Raw genomic sequence first — 23683 nt, forward strand, 5'->3', positions numbered from 1 at the left:
AGGACGAGGCTGCATTAGCAAGGAGTCTAGATGAGTGTGGATAGCGCCTACGCGGTCGAGTTGAAGGGAGTAACCTTCAAACGTGGTTCGCGCAGCATTTTCAGCAACGTGGACATCAGCATCCCGCGCGGCAAGGTCACCGGCATCATGGGGCCATCTGGGTGCGGCAAGACCACGTTGCTCCGCCTGATGGGCGCACAGTTGCGCCCCGCGAGCGGTGAGGTATGGGTTGCCGGGCAGAACCTGCCGACGCTGTCGCGCAGCGACCTGTTCGACGCCCGCAAGCAGATGGGCGTACTGTTCCAGAGCGGCGCGTTGTTCACCGACCTCGATGTGTTCGAGAACGTCGCGTTCCCGCTGCGCGTGCATACTCAGCTGTCGGACGAAATGATCCGTGACATTGTGTTGATGAAGCTGCAGGCCGTGGGCCTGCGCGGTGCCATCGACCTGATGCCCGACGAGCTGTCCGGTGGCATGAAGCGCCGTGTGGCGCTGGCCCGGGCGATTGCCCTGGACCCGCAGATCCTCATGTACGACGAACCGTTCGTCGGCCAGGACCCGATCGCCATGGGGGTACTGGTGCGCCTGATTCGCCTGCTCAACGATGCCCTGGGCATCACCAGCATCGTGGTTTCCCATGACCTGGCAGAAACTGCCAGCATCGCCGACTACATCTACGTTGTAGGTGACGGCCAGGTGCTGGGCCAGGGGACGCCTGATGAGTTGATGGGTTCGGACAATCCACGGATCCGCCAATTCATGAAAGGCGACCCGGATGGCCCGGTTCCCTTCCACTTTCCCGCGCCTGACTACCGCGCCGACCTGCTGGGGGCGCGTTGATGCGCAGAAAATCCTTACTCGAACGTGTCCGCCTGCTGGGCCGCTCGGCAATCGACGTGCTGGCCGTGCTCGGGCGTTCGTGCCTGTTCCTGTTCCATGCGCTGGTCGGTCGCGGTGGTATTGGCGGCGGCTTCCAGTTGCTGACCAAGCAGTTGTACTCGGTGGGTGTGCTGTCGCTGGCGATCGTCGTCGTGTCCGGTGTGTTCATCGGCATGGTGCTGGCGCTGCAGGGCTACAGCATCCTGACCAAGTACGGCTCGGAGCAGGCGGTAGGGCAGATGGTCGCCCTGACCCTGCTGCGTGAACTTGGCCCGGTGGTAACGGCGTTGCTGTTCGCCGGGCGTGCCGGTTCCGCGCTGACCGCCGAAATCGGCAACATGAAGTCTACCGAGCAGTTGTCGAGCCTGGAAATGATCGGTGTCGACCCGCTCAAGTACATCGTTGCGCCACGCCTGTGGGCCGGTTTCATCTCGCTGCCGCTGTTGGCGCTGATCTTCAGCGTGGTCGGTATCTGGGGTGGCTCGTGGGTGGCGGTGGACTGGCTGGGTGTCTACGAGGGCTCGTTCTGGGCCAACATGCAGAACAGTGTTTCTTTCACTGACGACGTGCTCAACGGGCTGGTCAAGAGCCTGGTGTTTGCTTTCGTCTCGACCTGGATCGCCGTATTCCAGGGGTACGACTGTGAGCCCACCTCAGAAGGGATCAGTCGTGCAACCACCAAGACCGTGGTCTATGCCTCGTTGGCAGTGCTGGGTCTGGACTTTATTCTGACCGCCTTGATGTTTGGAGATTTCTGATGCAAAACCGCACCCTGGAAATCGGTGTCGGCCTGTTCCTCCTGGCCGGGATCCTGGCGCTGCTGCTGCTGGCCCTGCGTGTCAGCGGGCTGTCGGCCAGCCCGAGCAGCGATACCTATAAAGTTTATGCTTACTTCGACAATATCGCCGGTTTGACGGTCAGAGCTAAAGTGACCATGGCCGGTGTGACCATCGGCAAGGTCACCGCCATCGATCTGGACCGTGATTCCTACACCGGTCGGGTGACGTTGCAGCTGGACAAGTCGGTCGATAACCTGCCGACCGACTCCACTGCCTCGATCCTGACCGCCGGTTTGCTTGGTGAGAAGTACATCGGCATCAGCGTTGGCGGTGAAGACGACGTTCTCAAGGATGGTGCAACCATCCATGACACTCAGTCGGCACTGGTGCTGGAGGATCTGATTGGCAAGTTCCTGCTCAACTCTGTTGGCAAGGAACCGAAAGAAGCGCAACCGGCTAATTAAGGAGTACCCATGATTTCGATCCTGCGACGTGGCTTGCTGGTGCTGCTGGCGGCCTTCCCCCTGCTGGCCCTGGCTGTGCAGACACCGCACGAAGTGGTTCAAAGCACCACCAATGAACTGCTCGGTGACCTCAAGGCCAACAAGGAGCAGTACAAGTCCAACCCCAACGCCTTCTATGACTCGCTCAACCGCATTCTCGGCCCGGTGGTGGATGCTGACGGTATCTCGCGCAGCATCATGACCGTGAAATACTCCCGCAAGGCGACCCCGGAGCAGATGCAGCGCTTCCAGGAAAACTTCAAGCGCAGCCTGATGCAGTTCTATGGCAATGCCTTGCTCGAGTACAACAACCAGGGCATCACTGTCGACCCGGCTAAAGCCGATGACGGCAAGCGCGCCAGTGTCGGCATGAAGGTTACCGGCAACAACGGTGCCGTGTACCCCGTGCAGTACACCCTGGAGAACATTGGCGGCGAGTGGAAGGTGCGTAACGTGATCGTCAACGGCATCAACATCGGCAAGCTGTTCCGTGACCAGTTCGCCGATGCCATGCAGCGTAACGGCAATGACCTGGACAAGACCATCGACGGCTGGGCCGGCGAAGTGGCCAAGGCCAAGCAGGCTGCCGACAACTCGCCAGAGAAGAGCGTCAAATGAGTGAGGCCGCTGTAAGCATGGCAGAGCCGGGCGTGCTGCGTCTGGCTGGCGTGCTGGACTACCGCAGCGGCCCGGCCTTGCGCAAGCAAGGCAAGGTGCTGATCGATGGCTCGCGCGAGCCGCGACTGGTGCTTGATTGCTCGGCTGTCGAGAAGTCGTCGAGTGTCGGCTTGTCGCTGCTGCTTGCGTACATGCGGGATGCTCAGGCCACTGGCAAGGCGTGCGAAGTGCGTGGCATGCCTGACGACATGCGGGAAATTGCCGAGGTCTATGATCTCGATGAAGTGCTGGCAAGCTAGTGGCCAGGCACGGATGATGGCCCCTCGGTCAGCGAAGCCTTCGTTGGGCTTCGCAGGCGAGGGGCTTTTTTGTATGATGGCCGACCCGTGCGCATCGGGCGCCGATTGAGGTTGAGCATGCAGGCCGTAGAAGTTAAAAGCTTCCTTGAAGAGAAATTGCCGGGTTCCCGGGTCGAAGTTGAAGGCGAAGGCTGCAACTTCCAGTTGAACGTGATCAGCGACGAGTTGGCTGGCCTGAGTCCGGTCAAACGCCAGCAGGCGATCTATGCTCACCTGAATCCGTGGATCGCCAATGGCAGCATCCATGCGGTAACCATGAAATTTTTCAGCAGCGCAGCCTGGGCTGAGCGCACCTGAGCCAACTTGGCGGCGAGACTCCAATGGACAAACTGATTATTACTGGCGGCGCTCGCCTTGACGGCGAGATCCGCATTTCGGGCGCGAAGAACGCAGCCCTGCCGATTCTGGCAGCGACCCTGCTGGCCGATGGCCCGGTCACCGTGGGCAACCTGCCGCACCTGCACGACATCACCACCATGATCGAGCTGTTCGGGCGCATGGGCATCGAGCCTGTGATCGACGAAAAGCTGTCGGTGGAGATCGATCCACGCACCATCAAGACCCTGGTCGCGCCGTACGAGCTGGTCAAGACCATGCGCGCCTCGATCCTGGTGCTGGGCCCGATGGTTGCCCGTTTCGGCGAGGCCGAAGTGGCCCTGCCTGGCGGTTGCGCCATTGGTTCGCGCCCGGTCGATCTGCACATCCGTGGCCTTGAGGCCATGGGGGCGAAGATCGAAGTGGAAGGCGGCTACATCAAGGCCAAGGCGCCTGAAGGTGGCCTGCGCGGCGCGCACTTCTTCTTCGACACCGTCAGCGTGACCGGTACCGAGAACATCATGATGGCCGCTGCCTTGGCCAAGGGCCGCAGCGTGTTGCAGAACGCCGCGCGTGAGCCTGAAGTGGTCGACCTGGCCAACTTCATCAACGCCATGGGCGGGAACATTCAGGGCGCAGGCACCGACACCATCACCATCGATGGTGTCGAACGACTGGATTCGGCCAACTACCGCGTGATGCCGGACCGCATCGAGACCGGTACCTACCTGGTTGCCGCTGCCGTGACCGGTGGCCGCGTCAAGGTCAAGGACACCGACCCTACCATCCTTGAAGCCGTGCTTGAAAAGCTCAAGGAAGCGGGTGCCGACATCAACACCGGCGAAGACTGGATCGAACTGGACATGCATGGCAAGCGGCCGAAAGCCGTCAACCTGCGTACTGCCCCGTATCCGGCGTTCCCAACCGACATGCAGGCGCAGTTCATCTCGCTTAATGCCATTGCCGAAGGCACTGGCGCGGTAATCGAGACCATCTTCGAAAACCGCTTCATGCATGTTTACGAAATGCACCGCATGGGCGCGCAGATCCAGGTCGAAGGCAACACCGCCATCGTCACTGGCGTCAAGGCGCTGAAGGGTGCCCCGGTCATGGCCACCGACCTGCGTGCTTCCGCCAGCCTGGTGCTGTCGGCGCTGGTTGCCGAAGGCGATACCCTGATCGATCGCATCTACCACATCGACCGTGGTTACGAGTGCATCGAGGAAAAACTGCAGATGCTCGGCGCGAAAATCCGCCGCGTACCGGGCTAGTACCCCGCGGGTGCAAGGACGCACCTTTTGAATTGAATGCGGCCAGGTCGATGACCTGGCCGGCAGCAGCCGCTTAAGGACCGACGTTCCAATGTTGACCATCGCGCTTTCCAAAGGCCGTATTCTCGACGATACCTTGCCGTTGCTCGCCGAGGCCGGCATCGTGCCGACTGAAAACCCGGACAAGAGCCGCAAACTGATCATTCCTACCACGCAGGACGATGTGCGCCTGCTGATCGTGCGTGCCACCGACGTGCCGACCTATGTCGAGCATGGTGCTGCCGACCTGGGTGTGGCCGGCAAGGACGTGCTGATGGAGTACGGCGGCCAGGGCCTGTATGAGCCCCTGGACCTGCAGATTGCTCAATGCAAGCTGATGACCGCGGGCGTAGTCGGCGCAGCCGAGCCCAAGGGCCGCCTGCGTGTGGCCACCAAGTTCGTCAACGTAGCCAAGCGTTACTATGCCGAACAAGGTCGCCAGGTCGACATCATCAAGCTGTATGGCTCGATGGAGCTGGCGCCGCTGATCAACCTTGCCGACAAGATCATCGACGTGGTCGACACCGGCAACACCCTGCGTGCCAACGGCCTGGAACCCCAGGAACTGATCGCCACGATCAGCTCGCGCCTGGTGGTCAACAAAGCCTCCATGAAAATGCAGCACGCCCGTATCCAGAGCCTGATCGACACGCTGCGTCAAGCGGTCGAATCGCGACACCGCGGTTGACTCCTGCGCGCGACCTTCGCTGTCGCGCCCGTCTATCCGCGTCATAGCCATTTTTCTCGGGTGCCCGCGCGGATGGACTGGTAGCTTGGGATTGTGCGAAAAGTCGCCGAGCGGCGATCATGCAAGAACGAAAACAGGCGAGGAACGGCCGGGGTCGCGCCCGACTTTGCTGGTTGCAAATGAGCATTCCGAGCCTGTTTTTAACGTAGCATGATCGTCGCGCAGGCACTTTTCGCACAATCCCCTAGGGCGCCTGAGCATTCGCTAATATTACGAGGCCCTCGCCATGACCGTGTCCACTGCAATTGCCCGTCTCAACGCCGCTGATCCGGATTTCGCCCGACATCTGGATCATCTGCTGAGCTGGGAAAGTGTGTCCGATGACGCGGTCAATCAGCGCGTGCTCGACATCATCAAGGCCGTGCGTGAACGCGGTGATGCGGCGTTGGTGGAATTCACCCAGCGTTTCGATGGTGTTGACGCCAAGTCGATTGACGACCTGATCCTCAATCGCGCGCGCCTGGAACTGGCGCTGACCCGTATTACCCCGGTCCAGCGCGAGGCCCTGGAAAAGGCCGCCAACCGTGTGCGCATTTATCACGAGCGGCAGAAGCAGGATTCCTGGCAGTACACCGAGGCCGACGGCACCGTGCTCGGCCAGAAGGTCACCCCGCTGGACCGTGCTGGCCTGTATGTGCCGGGCGGCAAGGCGTCGTACCCGTCGTCGGTGCTGATGAACGCCATCCCGGCCAAGGTCGCGGGCGTGGCTGAAGTGGTGATGGTGGTACCGACCCCGCGTGGTGAGGTCAACGAGCTGGTGCTGGCGGCTGCCTGCATCGCCGGTGTCGACCGGGTGTTCACCGTCGGTGGTGCCCAGGCCGTGGCTGCGCTGGCCTACGGTACTGAAAGCGTGCCGCAGGTGGACAAGATCGTCGGCCCGGGCAACATCTACGTTGCCACCGCCAAACGCCACGTGTTCGGCCAGGTAGGCATTGACATGATCGCCGGCCCCTCGGAAATTCTCGTGGTGTGCGACGGTCAGACCGACCCGGACTGGATTGCCATGGACCTGTTCTCCCAGGCCGAGCACGACGAAGACGCCCAGGCCATCCTGGTCAGCCCGGATGCTGCTTTCCTCGATCGCGTGGCTGCCAGCATCGACAAGCTGATGCCGACCATGGAACGTGCCGATATCATCGAGAAGTCGATCAATGGCCGTGGTGCGCTGATCCAGGTACGTGACATGCAGCAGGCCATGGAAGTGGCCAACCGCATTGCACCGGAGCACCTGGAGCTGTCGGTGGCCGACCCTCAAGCCTGGCTGCCACACATTCGCCACGCTGGCGCGATCTTCATGGGCCGCCACACCAGCGAAGCGCTGGGCGATTACTGCGCTGGCCCTAACCACGTGCTGCCCACTTCAGGTACCGCGCGTTTTTCGTCGCCGCTGGGGGTGTATGACTTCCAGAAGCGTTCGTCGATCATCTTCTGCTCCGAACAGGGCGCGTCCGAACTGGGCCACACTGCCTCGGTCCTGGCCCGTGGCGAGTCGCTGACCGCCCACGCCCGCAGCGCTGAATACCGTATTTTGACCCAAGAGAAGGGGAACTGAGCATGAGTCGATTCTGGAGCCCCTTCGTCAAGGACCTGGTGCCTTACGTGCCGGGCGAGCAACCCAAGCTGGCCCGCCTGGTCAAGCTGAACACCAACGAAAACCCCTATGGCCCGTCGCCCAAGGCGCTGGAGGCCATGCGCGGCGAGCTGAACGATAACCTGCGCCTGTACCCGGACCCGAACGGTGACCGTCTCAAGCAAGCGGTGGCCGAGTACTACGGCGTGACCCCGGCGCAGGTGTTTGTCGGCAACGGTTCGGACGAGGTGCTGGCGCACATCTTCCACGGCCTGTTCCAGCACGATGCGCCGCTGCTGTTCCCGGACATCAGCTACAGCTTCTACCCGGTCTACTGTGGCCTGTACGGCATTGCCTTCGAACAGGTGGCGCTGGATGAGCAGTTCCAGATCCGCATTGAGGACTACAAAAAGCCCAACGCTGGCATCATCTTCCCCAACCCCAACGCGCCGACCGGTTGCCTGATGCCGTTGCAGGTGGTGGAGGAGTTGCTGCAGGCCAACCGTGATTCGGTGGTGGTGGTGGATGAGGCCTACATCGATTTCGGTGGTGAAACGGCGATCAGCCTGGTGGACCGCTACGATAACCTGCTGGTTACCCAGACGCTGTCGAAGTCGCGCTCGCTGGCGGGGCTGCGAGTTGGCCTGGCGGTGGGGCATCCGGACCTGATCGAGGCGTTGGAGCGGATCAAGAACAGCTTCAACTCCTATCCACTGGACCGTGCAGCTATCGTCGGCGCGGCGGTGGCGTTCGAAGACCGTGAGTACTTCGAGGAAACCTGCCGCAAGGTAATAGACAGCCGCGAGGTGTTGGTCGGTCAGCTGCAGGCCAAGGGCTTTGAGGTGCTGCCGTCGGCTGCCAACTTCATCTTCGCCCGCCACCCGCAGCAGGATGCCGGCGAGCTGGCGGCACGCTTGCGCGAGCAGGGCGTGATCGTGCGTCACTTCAAGCAGCCGCGTATTGCCCAGTTCCTGCGGATTACCATCGGTACGCCGGAAATGAACCAGGCGCTGCTGGATGCGTTGAGCTGACGTGTAGGAGCGGGTTTACCCGCGAATACGGTAGCGGCGGCAGCGGCGAACGGTCGGTGGAAATTGGCCAGCAGGCCCGGCCCATTCGCGGGTGAACCCGCTCCTACAACAGCCTGTGCGCGTCCAATGTAGGAGCGGGTTTACCCGCGAATACGGTAGCGGCGGCAACGGTGAACGGCTGGTGGTAATTGGCCAGCAGGCCCGGCCCATTCGCGGGTGAACCCGCTCCTACAACAGCCTGTGCGCGTCCATCGTAGGAGCGGGTTTTACCCGCGAATACGGTAGCGGCGGCAACGGTGAACGGCTGGTGGTAATTGGCCAGCAGGCCCGGCCCATTCGCGGGTGAACCCGCTCCTACAACAGCCTGTGCGCGTCCATCGTAGGAGCGGGTTTACCCGCGAATACGGTAGCGGCGGCAACGGTGAACGGCTGGTGGTAATTGGCCAGCAGGCCCGGCCCATTCGCGGGTGAACCCGCTCCTACAACAGCCTGTGCGCGTCCATCGTAGGAGCGGGTTTACCCGCGAATACGGTAGCGGCGGCAACGGTGAACGGCTGGTGAAATTGGCCAGCAGGGCCGGCCCTTTCGCGGGTGAACCCGCTCCTACGGGGGGCGCGCAAGCCCTTGAGGAACGACAGAGCTGTTGCTTCCCAAGGGATTAATAGCGGCGGTCTTCGATTACAAATGGCTTGGCTGCAGGCCTGTTGCGCACTGCCGCCGGTGTACCATCCAGTACCAGTGCATAATCGTTCTGCTTGTCCATCCCCTCCGGATCGGTCCATTGCTCGTCTCTGGCCGCAACCTGGGCAACCACATGGCCGTTCTTGATAATGGTCAGATAACCCTTGGCGTTACTGTTCCAGCGTAGCCGTCCTTTGTTTTCATCGGCCCGCGCCTTGCGCACGCCGGTATCACCCAGTAAAGGCGTGCCGTCCAATAGCCATTCCGGCTGCAGCTTGAGGCCCATGTGGCGCAGCACCGTGGGCGCTACCGAGGTCTGCGCGGGAAGCCCGTACAGACCGCCGGGCCCAGGCATTTCCACAGGAATGCTCAGCTCGGTCAGTTCCTGATTCAACGGTTTGTTGCTGGCGATGAAGATGCTCTTTTCCTGCTCCGAAGCGCCGCCATGGCCTTTGCCCCAATAGTCCCGGCCATGGTTGGTACTGACGAGTACCAGCCAGTCTTCCTGTGGGAACATGCGACGCCGCTGGTCTACCTTGTCCAACAGCCGCCCGATCTCGCTGTCGGCCTTGCGCAACGCCTGCGCATAGCGCTCACCATAACCCCTGTGATGGCCAATCTGGTCAGGTTCGTCCAGTTGAATGAACGTGAAATCAGCGGGTGTGTCGCCGAGGATCCGCAACGTTCGTTCAATCACTTGTTCATCTGGCAAACCACTTTCGCGTACATCGGCGCCATGGGCGTCCTCCAGCAGAAATGCCGTGTTGATGGGCGACCAGTTGACGATGCTGGAGAGGTAGGCATTGGGGTAGGCCAGGCGTAGCCGCTTGAACAGGCTAGGAAACGCCGGGTTTACCCGTTGCGAGTCGTCGTCCGATTCAACGCCATGCTTGTCGCTCCACACGCCGGTCAGCAAAGTGATCCAGCCTGGGCCACTCAAGGTGGGTTGCTCGCTGGCTTTACCATTGATCCCCCCGGCGTAAGCCTTGCCGTAGTGCAGCCGCTGTTTCAGGTTAGTCGCATCGCCCAATTGCAGGTACTGCTGCAATTGCACGCCGTCAAGGCCGATGAGCAAGGTTTTAGGGCGGCTCGGGTGCCGGGCCGGGTCACAGCCCGGCTGCAGGGCCAGGAACAGCAATAACAGCAAACTTGCCAGTCGCATGGGGTCGCATCCTTGAAAGCACGCAACGAGCGTTGCAACAAAGTGGCATGCCCACAACTGGCAGAAATACCAGGTGGTTTACCTCTTTGCCTGCAATCCAGTAAGCTGCATCAATTCGTCGGATGATTGGTTGAGTGGCATGAATACAGAGCTGACCAAGCGCTCCCTGGTGGAGTTGGCGGTAGAGCGCATGCGCGAATGCATCGTGCTGGGCGATTGGCAGGTCGGTCAGCGCCTGCCTACCGAGCCAGAGCTTGCCTTGCAGCTGGGCATCAGCCGCAACACCGTGCGTGAGGCCATGCGCGTGCTGGCGTTCAGTGGCCTGGTGGAAATTCGCCAGGGCGACGGCAGCTACCTGCGCACTGCCCAGGACCCGCTGCAGGCGGTGCACGCGATGTCCCGGTGTACGCCCGAGCAGGCCCGTGAAACCCGCCATATTCTCGAGGCGGAGGCCGTCGGGCTGGCGGCCTTGCGCCGTACCGATGCCGACCTGCAAGCGCTACGGGATGCCCTGGAAGGCAGTGCCGGGCATTTTCACGGCGATGTCGATGCCTATGTGGCCTGCGACCTGGTGTTCCACCAGCGGCTGGTCGATGCCGCCCACAACCCGGCATTAAGCGAGCTTTACCGTTACTTTTCCGGGGTCGTGGCTGCCGCGCTGCAACACAATATGGCCACCGTTCCGCGCTGCCAGGCCACGTTCGACTTGCATGGACAGATCCTCGACGCCATCGAGCAACGTGACGCTGAACGGGCCAAGCGCCTGACCCGTATCCTCATTGAATCCTGAGACCGAGAAGGCCATGGCTGAATCCATCACCCGTAATTCCCCGTCGAACGAGCGGGATCTCGATGAGCTGCTGATCGACGCTGAAGCGGACGACGAACAGGTCCAGCAGCAGGCTGTGGTGTTGCGGCGGCCCTGGCTGTTGCTGCTGGGCCTGGTGCTGGTGGCCTTGAACCTGCGCCCGGCATTGTCGAGCATGGCGCCGGTGCTGGGCCAAGTATCTGAAGGCTTGGGGCTGAATGCTTCACAGGCTGGCTTGCTGACCACCTTGCCGGTGCTCTGCCTGGGCCTGTTTGCTCCCTTGGCGCCGTTGCTGGCGCGGCGCTTTGGCAGCGAGCGGGTGATTCTTGGCATCCTCCTCACCCTGGCACTTGGCCTCGTGGTACGAAGTACCTTTGGGGCTATCGGGGTGTTCCTCGGCAGCCTGATGGCGGGGGCCAGCATCGGCATTATCGGCGTATTGTTACCCGGTATCGTCAAGCGCGACTTTCCACAGCACGCTGGCACGCTGACCGGTGTATACACCATGGCGTTATGCCTGGGCGCGGCCATGGCCGCAGGTGCCACCGTACCTTTGGCCCAGCATTTCGACGGCAGCTGGGCACTGGGGTTGGGCTTCTGGGTGCTGCCGGCTTTGCTGGCCATGCTGGTGTGGCTGCCACAGGCCCGTCAGGGGCATGGCCTGCACAAGGTGGCCTATCGCGTGCGAGGCTTGTGGCGTGACCCACTGGCCTGGCAGGTGACCCTGTATATGGGCCTGCAGTCATCACTGGCTTACATCGTGTTCGGTTGGTTGCCATCGATCCTGATCGGCCGCGGCCTCACCCCGACCGAGGCAGGGTTGGTGCTGTCAGGGTCGGTAATCGTGCAGTTGATCAGTTCGCTCAGCGCCCCCTGGCTGGCCACCCGCGGCAAGGACCAGCGGCTGGCAATCGTGGTGGTCATGTCGGGCACGCTGGCGGGGCTGTTCGGTTGCCTGTATGCGCCACTTTCCGGACTGTGGGGGTGGGCCATTGTGCTGGGCCTGGGGCAGGGCGGTACCTTTGCCCTGGCGCTGACCTTGATCGTGCTGCGCTCGAAGGACGCCCACGTGGCGGCGAACTTGTCGAGCATGGCCCAAGGGGTGGGTTATACCCTGGCCTCGATGGGGCCTTTTGCGGTGGGGCTGGTGCATGACCTGACCGGCGGCTGGACGGCACTGGGTTGGATTTTTGCGGTGCTGGGCGTTGGCGCCGTGGTGTTCGGGCTGGGTGCCGGGCGGGCGTTGCATGTGCAGGTGACCTGCGAAAAAGTCTGAGGCCTGTTTTAGCAGTCCCGTCCTCGTGCCTGCCAAGAGGGCGGGACTGGCATAAGCCACCGGGGCAGATTATCGTGCAGTTTTCGAACCTAGGACGGACCAGCCCCCAATGAGCGATGCCAACCGCGCCCTGATCACCCGTTTCTACCAGGCTTTCCAGCGCCTGGATGCCGACGCCATGCTGGCCTGCTACAGCGACGATATCGTTTTCAGCGACCCGGTGTTCGGCACCCTGCGCGGCAAGGACGCAGGCGATATGTGGCGGATGCTCACCACCCGCGCCAAGAACTTCACCCTGACATTCGACAGCATACGCGCAGATGAGCACAGTGGCAGCGCGCACTGGGTGGCTACCTACCTGTTCAGCCAGACCGGCCGTGTTGTGGTCAACGATATCCAGGCACGCTTTGTCATTCGTGATGGGCTGATTTGCCAGCATGACGACACCTTTGACCTGTGGCGCTGGTCGCGGCAAGCGTTGGGTGTTCCTGGAATGCTGCTGGGGTGGTCGCCGCTGATGCAGAACAAGGTCCGCCTGCAGGCATTCAAGGGGTTGCGCGCATTCCAGCAGGCCCAGGGTGAGTGAAGTCGTCGAACCTGCAATGGGTAAGCCCTGGTTTGTCTATCTGGTAAGGGCTGCCAATGGCTCGTTGTATTGCGGCATCAGCGATGACCCGCAGCGTCGGTTCGCCGCGCATCAGAAAGGGCAGGGCGCCCGCTATTTCAAGACCAGCCCGGCCCAGGCGCTGGTGTATGTGGAGCAGTGGCCGGACAAGAGCGCGGCGCTGCGCCAGGAGCGGTTGGTGAAACGGCTGCGCAAGTCGGCGAAGGAGGCACTGGTGGCCTCCTTTGGCGGCTTGGGGGAAATCAGTCCTTGCGGCGCTTCAGCTGATCCACCAAGGTTGTCGGCAGCCCCTTGATGATCAAGGTCCCCGCCGCTTCGTCATACTCCACCTTGTCCCCCAGCAAATGTGCCTCGAAGCTGATCGACAGCCCCTCGGCACGCCCGGTGAAACGGCGGAACTGGTTGAGGGTGCGTTTGTCAGCAGGAATTTCCGGCGACAGGCCGTAGTCCTTGTTGCGGATGTGGTCGTAGAACGCTTTGGGGCGGTCCTCGTCGATCAGGCTGGACAGCTCTTCGAGCGTCACCGGCTCGCCCAGCTTGGTCTGGGTGGTGGCGTACTCGACCAGGGTCTGGGTCTTTTCGCGGGCGGATTCTTCCGGCAGGTCTTCGCTTTCGACGAAATCGCTGAAGGCCTTGAGCAGGGTGCGGGTTTCGCCCGGGCCGTCGACGCCTTCCTGGCAGCCGATGAAGTCGCGGAAGTAATCCGACACCTTCTTGCCGTTCTTGCCCTTGATGAACGAAATATACTGCCTGGAGTTCTGGTTGTTCTTCCACTCCGACAGGTTGATGCGTGCTGCCAGGTGCAGCTGGCCAAGGTCGAGGTGACGGGAAGGGGTCACGTCGAGCTGGGCATTCACCGCCACGCCTTCGCTATGGTGCAGCAGGGCGATCGCCAGGTACTCGGTCATGCCTTGCTGATAGTGGGCAAACAGGATGTGGCCGCCGGTGGACAGGTTGGACTCTTCCATCAGCTTCTGCAGATGCTCGACAGCCACGCGGCTGAAGGCGGTGAAGTCTTTTTCTTCATCCAGGTACTGCTTCAGCCAGCCGCTCAGCGGGTAGGCGCCCGATTCGCCGTGGAAAAAGCCCCAGGCCTTGCCTTGCTTGGCGTTGTAGCTGTCATTGAGGTCGGCCAGGAGGTTTTCGATGGCATCGGAGGCAGCCAGTTCGGAGTCGCGAGCATGCAGTACGGCGGGGCTGCCATCGGGCTTTTTGTCGATCAGGTGAACGATGCAATGACGGATTGGCATGGAATTCTCGGCGAGCTGCAAAAGTTGCCAAGTTTAACCTAGACCTGAGGTGATGCAGTGGCCGTATGTTGGCAGATATGTCGGTTGTTCGTTTTTTGTTCAATTTTGTGTGTTTTCAGCTGAAACCCCCGAAAAACCTGCATTTAATCAAAGTGCGAAGCGGATATTTATCCATTCATGTGGTAGTTTTGCGCGGTCTTGCGCCCCTCGTGTGCGCATTGCTGGCAGCAAGCTTTCGTCGTGTCGAACCAAACGCCGATTTTCGTATCTACATACGCAATTGGCGCGGCCCTCCATTTCAAGGGGCTGGCCCGATAACGTCGTAGTCCGCTGCTTAACCATCGAATTTGATAGGGAAGGAACACCACCATGGCATTGACCAAAGACCAACTGATTGCCGACATCGCCGAATCGATCGCCGCGCCAAAAGCCACCGCCAAGAACGCTCTGGAGCAACTGGGCCAGATCGTTGCTGACCAACTGGAAAACGGCGCTGAAATCACTCTGCCAGGCATCGGCAAGCTGAAAGTCTCCGAGCGTCCTGCCCGTACCGGCCGCAACCCTTCGACTGGCGCTGCCATCGAAATCGCTGCCAAGAAAGTCGTCAAGTTCGTTCCAGCCAAAGTGCTGACCGACGCCATCAACAAGTAATTGTTGCTTTGACGAAACCGCGCCCGGCTTGCCCGGGCGCGGTTTTTTCATGCCTGTGATTTACGCTGGGCGTGCCAGGCTTGGCGTGCGGCGTCGTCAAGGAAGCTCCAGGCGACCATGCGGCTCTGTTTCTGCCCCTGGCCCATCTCAATGATGCGTACGGCCTTGGCGCCGGACTTCTTCAACGCGGCTTCGATGCCCGGCAGGTTGCTGGCCTTGGACACCAGGCTGGTGAACCAAAGTACCCGTTCGGCGTACTGCACGCTTTCGCCGATCAGCTGGGTGACAAAGCGGATTTCGCCACCCTCGCACCACAGTTCATTGTTCTGGCCACCGAAGTTCAGCACGGGCAGCTTGCGTTTGGGGTCCTGTTTGCCGAGGTTCTTCCATTTGCGCTGGCTGCCGCGGGTGGCTTCGTCGCGTGAGGCATGGAAGGGCGGGTTGCACAGGGTCAGGTCGAAGCGTTCGCCCTCCTGCAGCAGGCCGCTGAGGATGTGCGCTCGGTTGGCCTGCTGGCGCAGGGTAATGGCTTTGCCCAGGCCATTGGCCTGGACGATAGCCTTGGCCGAGGCCAGCGCCACCGGGTCGATGTCCGAACCGAGGAAGCGCCAGCGGTAGTCACTGTAGCCCAGCAGTGGATAGATGCAGTTGGCCCCCACGCCGATGTCCAGCGCGCGCACTTGGGCACCCCTTGGGACGTCGCCGGCATTGTCATCGGCCAACAGATCGGCGGCTACGTGGATGTAGTCGGCACGGCCAGGAATGGGCGGGCACAGGTAATCGGCTGGGATGTCCCAGTGCTGGATGCCGTACTGGGCCTTGAGCAGTGCACGGTTGAACACGCGGACGGCTTCGGGGTTGGCAAAGTCGATGCTGGGCTTGCCGTGGGGGTTGGTGATGGTGAAACGGGCCAGATCAGGGTGGGCCTTGATCAGGCTGGGGAAGTCGTAGCGACCCTGGTGGCGGTTGCGCGGGTGCAGGGTGGGTTTGTTCGGGGTCATGGCAGTGTCCAGCCCTATACGAGCGGTGGCTTGAAGACCCTGGAGCTGCTACGCAGCCCTTTTGCGACACAAGGCCGCTCCCACAGGAGGGTGGCGCCTTGAAGGTTGGCGCCGTCCTGTGGGAGCGGCCTTGTGTCGCGAAAGGGCCGTGCAGCGGCCCCAACGGTCTCTCTAGTGATTACAGCGCTGCAATCCGCGCATGCTGCTCGGTGAAGTTGGCCAGGGCCTGTTCGGACTCGGCCAGCTTGGCGCGTTCCTTCTCGATCACCGCAGGCGGGGCCTTGTCGACGAAGGCTGCGTTGGACAGCTTGCCGCCAACACGTTGCACTTCACCTTGCAGACGCTGGATTTCCTTGTTCAGGCGCGCCAGCTCGGCATCCTTGTCGATCAGCCCGGCCATTGGCACCAGCACTTGCAGGTCACCTACCAGGGCGGTAGCGGACAGCGGCGCTTCGTCGGCATCACCCAGTACGGTGAACGACTCGACCTTGGCCAGCTTCTTCAGCAGCGCTTCGTTTTCCTGCAGGCGGCGCTGGTCGTCGGCGTTGGCGTTCTTCAGGAACAGCGGCAGCGGCTTGCCGGGGCCGATGTTCATTTCGGCGCGGATATTGCGCAGGCCGACCATCAACTCTTTCAGCCACTCGATGTCGCCTTCGGCAGCGGCGTCAATGCGTGCTTCGTTGGCCACTGGCCATGGCTGCAGCATGATGGTCTTGCCGTCGATGCCGGCCAGCGGCGCGATGCGCTGCCAGATTTCTTCGGTGATGAACGGCATGAACGGATGCGCAAGACGCAGTGCCACTTCCAGTACGCGCACCAGGGTGCGGCGAGTGCCGCGGGCGCGCTCTACCGGGGCATTTTCGTCCCACAGTACCGGTTTGGACAGCTCCAGGTACCAGTCGCAGTACTGGTTCCAGATGAACTCGTACAGCGCCTGGCTGGCCAGGTCGAAGCGGAACTGCTCCAGCTGGCGGGTTACTTCGGCTTCGGTACGCTGAAGCTGCGAGATGATCCAGCGGTCGGCCAGCGACAGCTCGTAGGCTTCGCCGTTCTGGCCGCAGTCTTCGCCCTTGTCCAGGACGTAGCGGGCAGCGTTCCAGATCTTGTTGCAGAAGTTGCGGTAGCCTTCGACGCGGCCCATGTCGAACTTGATGTCGCGGCCTGTCGAGGCCAGCGAGCAGAAGGTGAAGCGCAGGGCGTCGGTGCCGTAGCTGGCAATACCTTCGGGGAACTCGGCCTTGGTCTGCTTGGCGATCTTCTCGGCAAGCTTGGGCTGCATCATGCCGCTGGTGCGTTTTTCCAGCAGGGCGTCGAGGGTAATGCCGTCGACGATGTCCAGCGGGTCCAGCACGTTGCCCTTGGACTTGGACATCTTCTGGCCCTGGCCGTCACGTACCAGGCCGTGCACGTACACGGTCTTGAACGGTACCTGCGGGGTGCCATCTTCATTCTTGATCAGGTGCATGGTCAGCATGATCATGCGCGCAACCCAGAAGAAGATGATGTCGAAGCCAGTCACCAGCACGTCGGTGGAATGGAACTTCTTGAGGAATTCGGTCTGTTCCGGCCAGCCCAGGGTGGAGAATGTCCACAGGCCCGAGCTGAACCAGGTGTCGAGTACGTCGTCATCCTGACGCAGGACCACGTCGGCGCCCAGCTTGTGCTTGGCGCGCACTTCTTCCTCGTTGCGGCCAACGTAGACCTGGCCGGCCTCGTCGTACCACGCAGGAATGCGGTGGCCCCACCACAGTTGGCGGCTGATGCACCAGTCCTGGATATCGCGCATCCAGGAGAAGTACATGTTCTCGTATTGCTTGGGCACGAACTGGATGCGGCCATCTTCCACGGCGGCGATGGCAGGCTCTGCCAGCGGCTTGGTGGAAACGTACCACTGGTCGGTCAGCCACGGCTCGATGACCGTGCCGGAGCGGTCGCCTTTCGGCACTTTCAGGGCGTGGTCGTCGATGCTGACCAGCAGGCCCTGGGCGTCCAGGTCGGCGACGATCTGCTTGCGCGCGACAAAGCGGTCAAGGTTGGCGTACTGGGCCGGCAGTTGGGTGTCGACCTGCTCGTTAACGCTGCCGTCGAGGTTGAAGGCCTGGGCGCTGGCCAGCACGAAGGCGTTCTTGTCGAAGATGTTCAGCAGCGGCAGGTTGTGACGCTTGCCGACTTCGTAGTCGTTGAAGTCGTGGGCCGGGGTGATCTTCACGCAACCGGTACCGAACTCGGGGTCGCAGTAGTCATCGGCGATGATCGGGATGCGGCGGCCGACCAATGGCAGTTCGACGAATTTGCCGATCAGTGCCTGGTAGCGTTCGTCGTTCGGGTTGACGGCCACGGCAGCGTCACCCAGCAGGGTTTCCGGACGCGTGGTGGCAACTACCAGGTAGTCCTGGCCTTCGGCGGTCTTGGCGCCGTCGGCCAGCGGGTAGCGCAGGTTCCACAGGTGGCCTTTCTCGTCGTGGTTTTCCACTTCGAGGTCGGAGATGGCCGTGTGCAGCTTGGTGTCCCAGTTGACCAGGCGCTTGCCGCGGTAGATAAGGCCGTCTTCATGCAGGCGCACGAACGCTTCTTTTACCGCTTCGGAGAGGCCGTCGTCCATGGTGAAGCGCTCGCGGCTCCAGTCAACCGACGAGCCCAGGCGGCGAATCTGGCGGCTGATGTTGCCACCGGACTGATCCTTCCATTCCCAGACTTTTTCCAGGAACTTTTCGCGGCCCAGGTCATGACGGTTCTGGCCTTTGGCTTCAAGTTGGCGCTCGACCAGCATCTGCGTGGCGATACCCGCGTGATCGGTGCCTGGCTGCCACAGGGTGTCGCGGCCTTGCATGCGGCGGAAACGGATCAGGGCGTCCATGATCGCGTTGTTGAACCCGTGGCCCATGTGCAGGCTGCCGGTTACGTTCGGCGGCGGGATCATGATGGTGTAGGACTCGCCTGCACCTTGTGGAGCGAAATAGTTCTCGGACTCCCAGGTGTTGTACCAGGAAGTTTCGATTGCGTGCGGCTGGTAGGTCTTATCCATGCGCGGCGGGACCCTGTGCATTTATTCGGGAAAGCCGGGAAGTATAACCAAGCTGGGGGCCGCAGGCGACAAGCTGCTGACAACTGTCGGAATAGTGTCGCCTGTTTCGCGGGCAAAGCGCAGGCTTCGAACCTGTGGGCGCGGGCGCGCCCGCGAAGCAGGCGACACCGTTGCCGGTTCTACTCGGAACGCTTGATCAGCCGCTCGATCCGCGCATCCAGCCGGCGCTTGATTTCGTTCTCGATATGCGGGGTAAAGTCGTTGATCACGTCCTGCATGATCATCTGCGCTGCGGCGCGCAGCTCGCTTTCCAGGTGCAGCAGGGTGTCCTGGCGGCGGGTCTGCGGGTCGTCCTCGGGCTCGGCAGCTACCGGTTCGGCGGGTGCCGCGGGGTCGCTGGCGGCTTCGTCCAGCAGCAACGGAATCTGCTCTACCGTCTCGGTGAGCAGTGGCGGTTGCAGGTCGGCGTCGCCAAGCAGCTGACGGATCGACTCGAGGTCATCGAGCAGATGGGCGGAATCGGGCAAAGGGGAGGGCTTGTCCATCGTCGTCAAAGTCGCTGTAAGCGGTGGTCTTGCAGAGCATAGCCCTGTTCGCGGTAGAAACGGAATCGCTCACGGGCTGATTGGCGGATAGCCGGCTCTTCAACAACGATTTCGGCCACCCGCTCGAACTGCCCGACAAAACCCGGCACGCTGGCGCCGAGGTTGATCAGCAGACCGTGGTGCTCGCCGGCGTTGTCAGCCAGGCCCAGAACCACGTCAGCATCGGCATGCACCTCGGCGAGGTCGTGGGGCACGAAGGCCTCGCCCTTGAAGCGCCACAGGCGTTGGTCCAGTTCACTGCGCTGTTCGGCATCCTGGCAGTGCAGATAGACCCGGTGGCCGAGGCGCCAGGCCTTCTCGCACAGCTTGCAGGCGAAATCGAGCCGCGCCGACAGCGAGTCGGTGGGCAGAATGTAGAAGTCGACTTTGCTCATGGTGGGAATCGCCGGCCGGTGGCGCGCAAGGCACCACCGGCTTCACGGCTTCAGGCGCCAGCGCGGTCCAGCAGGTACTGGGTCAGCAGAGGTACCGGGCGGCCAGTGGCGCCTTTGTCCTTGCCGCCACTGACCCAGGCGGTACCGGCAATGTCCATGTGCGCCCAGTTGTAGGCTTTGGCGAAGCGCGACAGGAAGCAACCCGCGGTGATCGTACCGGCCTTCGGCCCACCGATGTTGCCCATGTCGGCGAACGGGCTGTCCAGTTGCTCCTGGTATTCCTCGAACAGCGGCAACTGCCAGGCACGGTCGTCGGCGCGCTTGCCGGCATCGAGCAACTGCCCGACCAGGTCGTCGTTATTGCCCATCAGGCCGGAGGTGTGGCTGCCCAGGGCGACGATGCAGGCGCCGGTCAGGGTGGCGATGTCGATGACCGCCTGCGGCTTGAAGCGCTCGGCGTAGGTCAGGGTGTCGCACAGCACCAGGCGGCCTTCAGCGTCGGTGTTGAGGATTTCCACGGTCTGGCCGCTCATGGTGGTGACGATGTCACCTGGGCGGGTGGCGCCGCCGCTTGGCATGTTCTCGGCGCAGGCCAGCAGGCACACCAGGTTGATCGGCAGTTGCAGCTCGAGCACTGCACGCAGGGTGCCGAACACGCTGGCGGCGCCGCACATGTCGTACTTCATTTCATCCATGCCGGCGCCTGGCTTGAGGCTGATGCCGCCGGTGTCGAAGGTAATGCCTTTACCCACCAGCACGAATGGCTTGTCGGCCTTTTTACCGCCCTGGTAATTGAGCACGATCAGGCGTGGCGGCTGGTCGCTGCCCTGGCCCACGGCGTAGAACGCGCCCATGCCCAGGTCCTTGATCTTTTTCTCGTCCAGCACTTCAACCTTGAGGGCCTTGTGCGCCTTGCCCAGCTCCTTCGCCTGTTCGGCCAGGTAGCTTGGGTGGCAAAGGTTGGGCGGCAGGTTGCCGAGGTCGCGGGTGAAGGCCATGCCGCTGGCGATGGCGCTGGCATGCTTGACCGCACGCTCGACTTCGGCCTGGCCGGCTTTGTCGGCCAGCAAGGTGACCTTTTTCAGCGCGCGCGGCTCGGCTTTCTGGCTTTTGAAGCGGTCGAACACATATTCGCCGTCCAGCAGGGTTTCGGCCAGCAGGCGGTACTTGCCGTAATGGGCGTCGCGGTTGCTGACCGCGATATCGTCCAGGGCCAGTACTGCGTCAGCGCCGTTCAGGCCCTTGAGCACGCCAGCGACACTGGCCACCAGTTTGCGCCAGGCGCGGTCGCCCAGGGCTTCTTCCTTGCCGCTGCCCACCAGCAGCACGCGCTCGGCCTTCAGGCCCGGAAGGTTCTGTAGCAGCAGGGTCTGGCCCGGCTTGCCGGCCAGGTCGCCGCGCTTGAGCACGGCGCTGATGGCGCCTTCGCTAGCCTGGTCGACAGCCTGGGCAACAGCGCCGAGCTTGCGGTTTTCACCTACCGGAAGGACCAGTGTGGCGGTTTTTACGGATGCAGCAGCTACGCTTTTTACAACCAGTTCCATGTCAGGATCCCCGAATGATCGATACGTATGGCGCTGTGTGTTCCAGCGCTCTGGACGGGCCTGGCCGCGTCGTCGCGCACCAGCGGAAAAGCTGCCAGTTTGAGCCTGTGGCAAGCGTGCTGACAACCCCGATGTGCGCCTTCGTACGCGGCCAAGTGACAGGGGCGGTCAATCACAGGATAATGCGCGCACTTTACATGGAGGTTCGCCTTTGGCGAACCGGCATTGGTCTTGGATGTACTAAGTCATTGTTTGGCGCCATTGCATGGCAGTCCGCCCTGACAACCCAGGAGTGTCTGGTTTGATCGTCTTTCGTTATCTGTCCCGCGAGGTCCTGGTCACCTTGAGCGCCGTCAGCGCTGTGCTGTTGGTGATCATCATGAGCGGGCGCTTCATCAAGTACCTGGCCCAGGCTGCCCAGGGCGTGCTCGACCCGGGCGTGTTGTTCCTGATTATGGGCTTCCGCTTGCCAGGCTTCCTGCAACTGATTCTGCCTCTGGGGCTGTTCCTCGGCATCCTCCTGGCTTACGGGCGCCTGTACCTGGAAAGCGAGATGACCGTGCTGTCGGCCACTGGCATGAGCCAGCAGCGCCTGCTGGGCATGACCATGGCGCCGGCTGCCCTGGTTGCCCTGCTGGTGGCCTGGCTGAGCCTGAGCCTGGCCCCCCTGGGCGTTGCCCAGGTGCAGCAGATCATCAGCCAGCAGGATGCCCTGACCGAGTTCGACACCTTGGTGCCGGGCCGCTTCCAGACCTTGCGTGATGGCTCGCGGGTAACCTATACCGAGCAACTGTCGGATGACCGCATCAACCTGGGCGGGGTGTTCATCTCCGAGAAGCGCTTCAACCAGGACAAGACCAAGGACCGCGCCCCCTCGGTGCTGGTTGCCGAGAAAGGCCACCAGGAAATCCAGGCCGACGGCAACCGCTACCTGGTGCTGGAAAACGGTTACCGCTACGACGGCAACCCGGGCCAGGCCGACTACCGCGCCATCAAGTACGACACTTACGGCGTGCTGCTGCCCAAGCCGGAAGTCGCCGAGGAAGTGACCGAGCGCGAAGCGCTTCCCACCTCCGAACTGATCGGCAAGGAGGGCCTGCGTGAGCGCGCCGAGCTGCAATGGCGGTTGTCGCTGCCGATCCTGGTGTTCGTCGTCACCCTGCTGGCGGTGCCACTGTCGCGGGTCAACCCGCGCCAGGGCCGCTTCCTCAAGCTGCTGCCGGCAATTCTTCTGTACATGGCCTACCTGACAATGCTGATTTCCGTACGCGGCGCCCTCGAGAAGGGCAAACTGCCGATCGCCCTGGGCATGTGGTGGGTCCACGGCCTGTTCCTGCTGATCGGCCTTGGCCTGATGTACTGGGAGCCGCTGCGCCTCAAACGTGCCGCCCGCCGTGCGGAGGTGGCCCATGGCTAAGCTCGATCGCTACATCGGCCAGAGCGTGCTGCTGGCCATCCTGGCCGTGCTGGGGATCATCCTCGGCCTGGCTTCGCTTTTCGCCTTCATCGATGAAATGGGCGACCTGAGTGACACCTACACGGTGATGGAAGCGGGCAACTTTGTCCTGCTTACCGCACCTCGGCGGCTGTATGAAATGCTGCCAATGGCCGCCCTGATCGGTTGCCTGATCGGCCTGGGCAGTCTGGCCAGCAGCAGCGAGCTGACCATCATGCGTGCGGCCGGCGTGTCCATTGGCCGTATCGTCTGGGCGGTGATGAAGCCGATGCTGGTGCTGATGCTGGTGGGGCTGCTGATTGGCGAATATGTGGCACCGGTGACCGAGAACAAGGCCCAGGCCGACCGTTCCCTGGCCCAGGGTGGTGGTGAAGCACAAAGCTCCAAACGTGGCATGTGGCACCGCCAGGGCGAGGAGTACGTGCACATCAACGCCGTACAGCCCGATGGCCTGCTGCTGGGCGTGACCCGCTACCGCTTCGACAGCGAGCGCAAGATTGTCACCTCGAGCTTTGCCCGCCGTGCGCAGTACCAGAACGACCACTGGCTGCTCGCCGATGTGCGTACCACCTACTTCCGTGGCGACCACACCGAGGTGGTCAATGCGCCGGAGGAGCGCTGGGATGTTTCGCTCACGCCAGAACTGCTCAATACCGTGATCCTCGCGCCGGAGTCGCTTTCGATTACCGGGTTGTGGGATTACATCCACTACTTGTCTGATCAGGGCCTGAACAACTCCCGCTACTGGCTGGCGTTCTGGACCAAGGTGCTGCAGCCGATGGTAACGGCGGCCCTGGTGCTGATGGCGATCTCGTTCATCTTTGGCCCGCTGCGTTCGGTAACCCTTGGTCAGCGCGTGTTCACGGGTGTACTGGTGGGCTTTGTGTTTCGCATTGGCCAGGATCTGCTTGGGCCTTCGAGCCAGGTATTCGGCTTCCCGCCACTGCTGGCGGTGGTGATACCGGCGGGCATCTGTGCCTTGGCCGGTGTGTGGTTGTTGCGCCGGGCAGGGTAATAGCCTGAGCTGCACAAGAAAGCCGACCTCAGGGTCGGCTTTTTCGTGGGTGTTGATCTGGCTCGGCCCGTTCGCGGGTAAGCCCGCGCCTACAGGTA

General features: G+C 62.1%; 24 protein-coding genes. 17 read left to right on the top strand and 7 right to left on the bottom strand.

Annotated features, from left to right (window positions below; translation table 11 throughout):
- The first annotated feature begins 30 nt into the window (after nucleotides 1-30).
- The 10 genes from PRJ_RS05090 to hisC all read left to right on the top strand — a co-directional run bounded on the left by PRJ_RS05090 (nucleotide 31) and on the right by hisC (nucleotide 8112).
- Nucleotides 31-840 (top strand): ATP-binding cassette domain-containing protein, encoded by an 810-nt coding sequence (locus PRJ_RS05090; RefSeq protein WP_003255127.1) that lies wholly within the window; start codon nucleotides 31-33, stop codon nucleotides 838-840.
- Nucleotides 840-1637, top strand: coding sequence for a lipid asymmetry maintenance ABC transporter permease subunit MlaE (gene mlaE, locus PRJ_RS05095; protein ID WP_003255125.1), 798 nt, complete (start codon nucleotides 840-842; stop codon nucleotides 1635-1637). The genes PRJ_RS05090 and mlaE overlap by 1 nt, the downstream gene beginning before the upstream one ends.
- The gene (gene mlaD / locus PRJ_RS05100) at nucleotides 1637-2122 is read left to right on the top strand and encodes an outer membrane lipid asymmetry maintenance protein MlaD (RefSeq protein WP_014755441.1); all 486 of its coding nucleotides are present in this window, start codon (nucleotides 1637-1639) and stop codon (nucleotides 2120-2122) included. Before mlaE ends, mlaD begins: the two co-directional genes overlap by 1 nt.
- Nucleotides 2123-2131: 9 nt before the next feature.
- On the top strand, nucleotides 2132-2779 hold the full coding sequence (locus PRJ_RS05105; protein ID WP_010952153.1) for a phospholipid-binding protein MlaC: 648 nt from the start codon (nucleotides 2132-2134) through the stop codon (nucleotides 2777-2779).
- Nucleotides 2776-3078 carry a lipid asymmetry maintenance protein MlaB gene (locus PRJ_RS05110; RefSeq protein WP_003255122.1) on the top strand — a complete coding sequence of 101 codons (303 nt, stop codon included), beginning with the start codon at nucleotides 2776-2778 and terminating at the stop codon, nucleotides 3076-3078. The genes PRJ_RS05105 and PRJ_RS05110 overlap by 4 nt, the downstream gene beginning before the upstream one ends.
- Nucleotides 3079-3195: 117 nt before the next feature.
- Entirely contained in the window at nucleotides 3196-3435 is a 240-nt protein-coding gene (locus tag PRJ_RS05115; RefSeq protein WP_003255121.1) for a BolA family protein, read from the top strand.
- A 23-nt stretch (nucleotides 3436-3458) separates the two neighbouring features.
- Nucleotides 3459-4724: a UDP-N-acetylglucosamine 1-carboxyvinyltransferase gene (gene murA / locus PRJ_RS05120; protein ID WP_003255119.1), complete on the top strand. Its 1266-nt coding sequence runs from the start codon at nucleotides 3459-3461 to the stop codon at nucleotides 4722-4724.
- 91 nt (nucleotides 4725-4815) lie between these two features.
- A complete protein-coding gene (gene hisG, locus PRJ_RS05125; protein ID WP_003255118.1) occupies nucleotides 4816-5451 on the top strand; it encodes an ATP phosphoribosyltransferase in 636 nt (211 codons plus the stop codon).
- Between the two features lie 286 nt (nucleotides 5452-5737).
- A complete protein-coding gene (gene hisD / locus PRJ_RS05130) occupies nucleotides 5738-7063 on the top strand; it encodes a histidinol dehydrogenase (RefSeq protein WP_064492416.1) in 1326 nt (441 codons plus the stop codon).
- A 2-nt stretch (nucleotides 7064-7065) separates the two neighbouring features.
- Nucleotides 7066-8112, top strand: coding sequence for a histidinol-phosphate transaminase (hisC, locus tag PRJ_RS05135; protein ID WP_104960859.1), 1047 nt, complete (start codon nucleotides 7066-7068; stop codon nucleotides 8110-8112).
- Nucleotides 8113-8770: 658 nt separating this feature from the next.
- Here the strand turns inward: hisC and PRJ_RS05140 are convergent.
- Nucleotides 8771-9955 carry an alkaline phosphatase family protein gene (locus PRJ_RS05140; RefSeq protein WP_104960860.1) on the bottom strand — a complete coding sequence of 395 codons (1185 nt, stop codon included), beginning with the start codon at nucleotides 9953-9955 and terminating at the stop codon, nucleotides 8771-8773.
- Nucleotides 9956-10094: 139 nt separating this feature from the next.
- Between PRJ_RS05140 and PRJ_RS05145 the strand changes: the two genes are divergently transcribed.
- The 4 genes from PRJ_RS05145 to PRJ_RS05160 all read left to right on the top strand — a co-directional run bounded on the left by PRJ_RS05145 (nucleotide 10095) and on the right by PRJ_RS05160 (nucleotide 12959).
- A complete protein-coding gene (locus tag PRJ_RS05145) occupies nucleotides 10095-10745 on the top strand; it encodes a FadR/GntR family transcriptional regulator (protein WP_010952159.1) in 651 nt (216 codons plus the stop codon).
- Between the two features lie 13 nt (nucleotides 10746-10758).
- A complete protein-coding gene (locus PRJ_RS05150; protein WP_064493186.1) occupies nucleotides 10759-12039 on the top strand; it encodes an MFS transporter in 1281 nt (426 codons plus the stop codon).
- A 109-nt stretch (nucleotides 12040-12148) separates the two neighbouring features.
- On the top strand, nucleotides 12149-12625 hold the full coding sequence (locus PRJ_RS05155) for a nuclear transport factor 2 family protein (RefSeq protein WP_010952161.1): 477 nt from the start codon (nucleotides 12149-12151) through the stop codon (nucleotides 12623-12625).
- Nucleotides 12618-12959, top strand: a complete 342-nt coding sequence (locus PRJ_RS05160) for a GIY-YIG nuclease family protein (RefSeq protein WP_049586473.1) — start codon at nucleotides 12618-12620, stop codon at nucleotides 12957-12959. Before PRJ_RS05155 ends, PRJ_RS05160 begins: the two co-directional genes overlap by 8 nt.
- Here PRJ_RS05160 and yejK read toward each other — a convergent pair.
- Nucleotides 12907-13914, bottom strand: coding sequence for a nucleoid-associated protein YejK (gene yejK, locus PRJ_RS05165; protein ID WP_010952163.1), 1008 nt, complete (start codon nucleotides 13912-13914; stop codon nucleotides 12907-12909). The genes PRJ_RS05160 and yejK overlap by 53 nt on opposite strands.
- Nucleotides 13915-14283: 369 nt before the next feature.
- On the opposite strand from yejK, the gene PRJ_RS05170 reads away from it, so the two are divergent.
- Entirely contained in the window at nucleotides 14284-14565 is a 282-nt protein-coding gene (locus PRJ_RS05170) for an HU family DNA-binding protein (RefSeq protein WP_003255106.1), read from the top strand.
- A 47-nt stretch (nucleotides 14566-14612) separates the two neighbouring features.
- Here PRJ_RS05170 and rlmF read toward each other — a convergent pair whose 3' ends face one another.
- From rlmF to PRJ_RS05195, 5 genes are all read right to left on the bottom strand, one after another.
- Complete coding sequence (gene rlmF / locus PRJ_RS05175; RefSeq protein WP_010952165.1) at nucleotides 14613-15566, bottom strand: 23S rRNA (adenine(1618)-N(6))-methyltransferase RlmF; 954 nt, start codon at nucleotides 15564-15566, stop codon at nucleotides 14613-14615.
- A gap of 178 nt (nucleotides 15567-15744) precedes the next feature.
- Nucleotides 15745-18591: a valine--tRNA ligase gene (locus PRJ_RS05180; protein WP_003255103.1), complete on the bottom strand. Its 2847-nt coding sequence runs from the start codon at nucleotides 18589-18591 to the stop codon at nucleotides 15745-15747.
- Nucleotides 18592-18770: 179 nt separating this feature from the next.
- Nucleotides 18771-19136, bottom strand: coding sequence for a hypothetical protein (locus tag PRJ_RS05185; RefSeq protein WP_003255102.1), 366 nt, complete (start codon nucleotides 19134-19136; stop codon nucleotides 18771-18773).
- A gap of 5 nt (nucleotides 19137-19141) precedes the next feature.
- Nucleotides 19142-19570, bottom strand: coding sequence for a DNA polymerase III subunit chi (locus PRJ_RS05190; protein WP_010952168.1), 429 nt, complete (start codon nucleotides 19568-19570; stop codon nucleotides 19142-19144).
- Between the two features lie 50 nt (nucleotides 19571-19620).
- Entirely contained in the window at nucleotides 19621-21114 is a 1494-nt protein-coding gene (locus PRJ_RS05195) for a leucyl aminopeptidase (RefSeq protein ID WP_104960861.1), read from the bottom strand.
- A 301-nt stretch (nucleotides 21115-21415) separates the two neighbouring features.
- Between PRJ_RS05195 and lptF the strand changes: the two genes are divergently transcribed.
- Nucleotides 21416-22531 (top strand): LPS export ABC transporter permease LptF, encoded by a 1116-nt coding sequence (gene lptF, locus PRJ_RS05205; RefSeq protein WP_004575655.1) that lies wholly within the window; start codon nucleotides 21416-21418, stop codon nucleotides 22529-22531.
- Complete coding sequence (gene lptG / locus PRJ_RS05210) at nucleotides 22524-23585, top strand: LPS export ABC transporter permease LptG (protein ID WP_010952171.1); 1062 nt, start codon at nucleotides 22524-22526, stop codon at nucleotides 23583-23585. Before lptF ends, lptG begins: the two co-directional genes overlap by 8 nt.
- The last annotated feature ends 98 nt before the right edge of the window (nucleotides 23586-23683 follow it).

Source organism: Pseudomonas sp. XWY-1, from assembly GCF_002953115.1.
In the GTDB taxonomy this organism is placed as follows: domain Bacteria; phylum Pseudomonadota; class Gammaproteobacteria; order Pseudomonadales; family Pseudomonadaceae; genus Aquipseudomonas; species Aquipseudomonas alloputida.

Excerpts from the sequence above, each read along its gene's own strand:
- PRJ_RS05090 (WP_003255127.1), top strand. The coding sequence starts at position 31 with ATGAGTGTGGATAGCGCCTACGCGGTCGAGTTGAAGGGAGTAACCTTC.
- mlaE (WP_003255125.1), top strand. The coding sequence starts at position 840 with ATGCGCAGAAAATCCTTACTCGAACGTGTCCGCCTGCTGGGCCGCTCG.
- mlaD (WP_014755441.1), top strand. The coding sequence starts at position 1,637 with ATGCAAAACCGCACCCTGGAAATCGGTGTCGGCCTGTTCCTCCTGGCC.
- PRJ_RS05105 (WP_010952153.1), top strand. The coding sequence starts at position 2,132 with ATGATTTCGATCCTGCGACGTGGCTTGCTGGTGCTGCTGGCGGCCTTC.
- PRJ_RS05110 (WP_003255122.1), top strand. The coding sequence starts at position 2,776 with ATGAGTGAGGCCGCTGTAAGCATGGCAGAGCCGGGCGTGCTGCGTCTG.
- PRJ_RS05115 (WP_003255121.1), top strand. The coding sequence starts at position 3,196 with ATGCAGGCCGTAGAAGTTAAAAGCTTCCTTGAAGAGAAATTGCCGGGT.
- murA (WP_003255119.1), top strand. The coding sequence starts at position 3,459 with ATGGACAAACTGATTATTACTGGCGGCGCTCGCCTTGACGGCGAGATC.
- hisG (WP_003255118.1), top strand. The coding sequence starts at position 4,816 with ATGTTGACCATCGCGCTTTCCAAAGGCCGTATTCTCGACGATACCTTG.
- hisD (WP_064492416.1), top strand. The coding sequence starts at position 5,738 with ATGACCGTGTCCACTGCAATTGCCCGTCTCAACGCCGCTGATCCGGAT.
- hisC (WP_104960859.1), top strand. The coding sequence starts at position 7,066 with ATGAGTCGATTCTGGAGCCCCTTCGTCAAGGACCTGGTGCCTTACGTG.
- PRJ_RS05140 (WP_104960860.1), bottom strand. The coding sequence starts at position 9,955 with ATGCGACTGGCAAGTTTGCTGTTATTGCTGTTCCTGGCCCTGCAGCCG.
- PRJ_RS05145 (WP_010952159.1), top strand. The coding sequence starts at position 10,095 with ATGAATACAGAGCTGACCAAGCGCTCCCTGGTGGAGTTGGCGGTAGAG.
- PRJ_RS05150 (WP_064493186.1), top strand. The coding sequence starts at position 10,759 with ATGGCTGAATCCATCACCCGTAATTCCCCGTCGAACGAGCGGGATCTC.
- PRJ_RS05155 (WP_010952161.1), top strand. The coding sequence starts at position 12,149 with ATGAGCGATGCCAACCGCGCCCTGATCACCCGTTTCTACCAGGCTTTC.
- yejK (WP_010952163.1), bottom strand. The coding sequence starts at position 13,914 with ATGCCAATCCGTCATTGCATCGTTCACCTGATCGACAAAAAGCCCGAT.
- PRJ_RS05170 (WP_003255106.1), top strand. The coding sequence starts at position 14,284 with ATGGCATTGACCAAAGACCAACTGATTGCCGACATCGCCGAATCGATC.
- rlmF (WP_010952165.1), bottom strand. The coding sequence starts at position 15,566 with ATGACCCCGAACAAACCCACCCTGCACCCGCGCAACCGCCACCAGGGT.
- PRJ_RS05180 (WP_003255103.1), bottom strand. The coding sequence starts at position 18,591 with ATGGATAAGACCTACCAGCCGCACGCAATCGAAACTTCCTGGTACAAC.
- PRJ_RS05185 (WP_003255102.1), bottom strand. The coding sequence starts at position 19,136 with ATGGACAAGCCCTCCCCTTTGCCCGATTCCGCCCATCTGCTCGATGAC.
- PRJ_RS05190 (WP_010952168.1), bottom strand. The coding sequence starts at position 19,570 with ATGAGCAAAGTCGACTTCTACATTCTGCCCACCGACTCGCTGTCGGCG.
- PRJ_RS05195 (WP_104960861.1), bottom strand. The coding sequence starts at position 21,114 with ATGGAACTGGTTGTAAAAAGCGTAGCTGCTGCATCCGTAAAAACCGCC.
- lptG (WP_010952171.1), top strand. The coding sequence starts at position 22,524 with ATGGCTAAGCTCGATCGCTACATCGGCCAGAGCGTGCTGCTGGCCATC.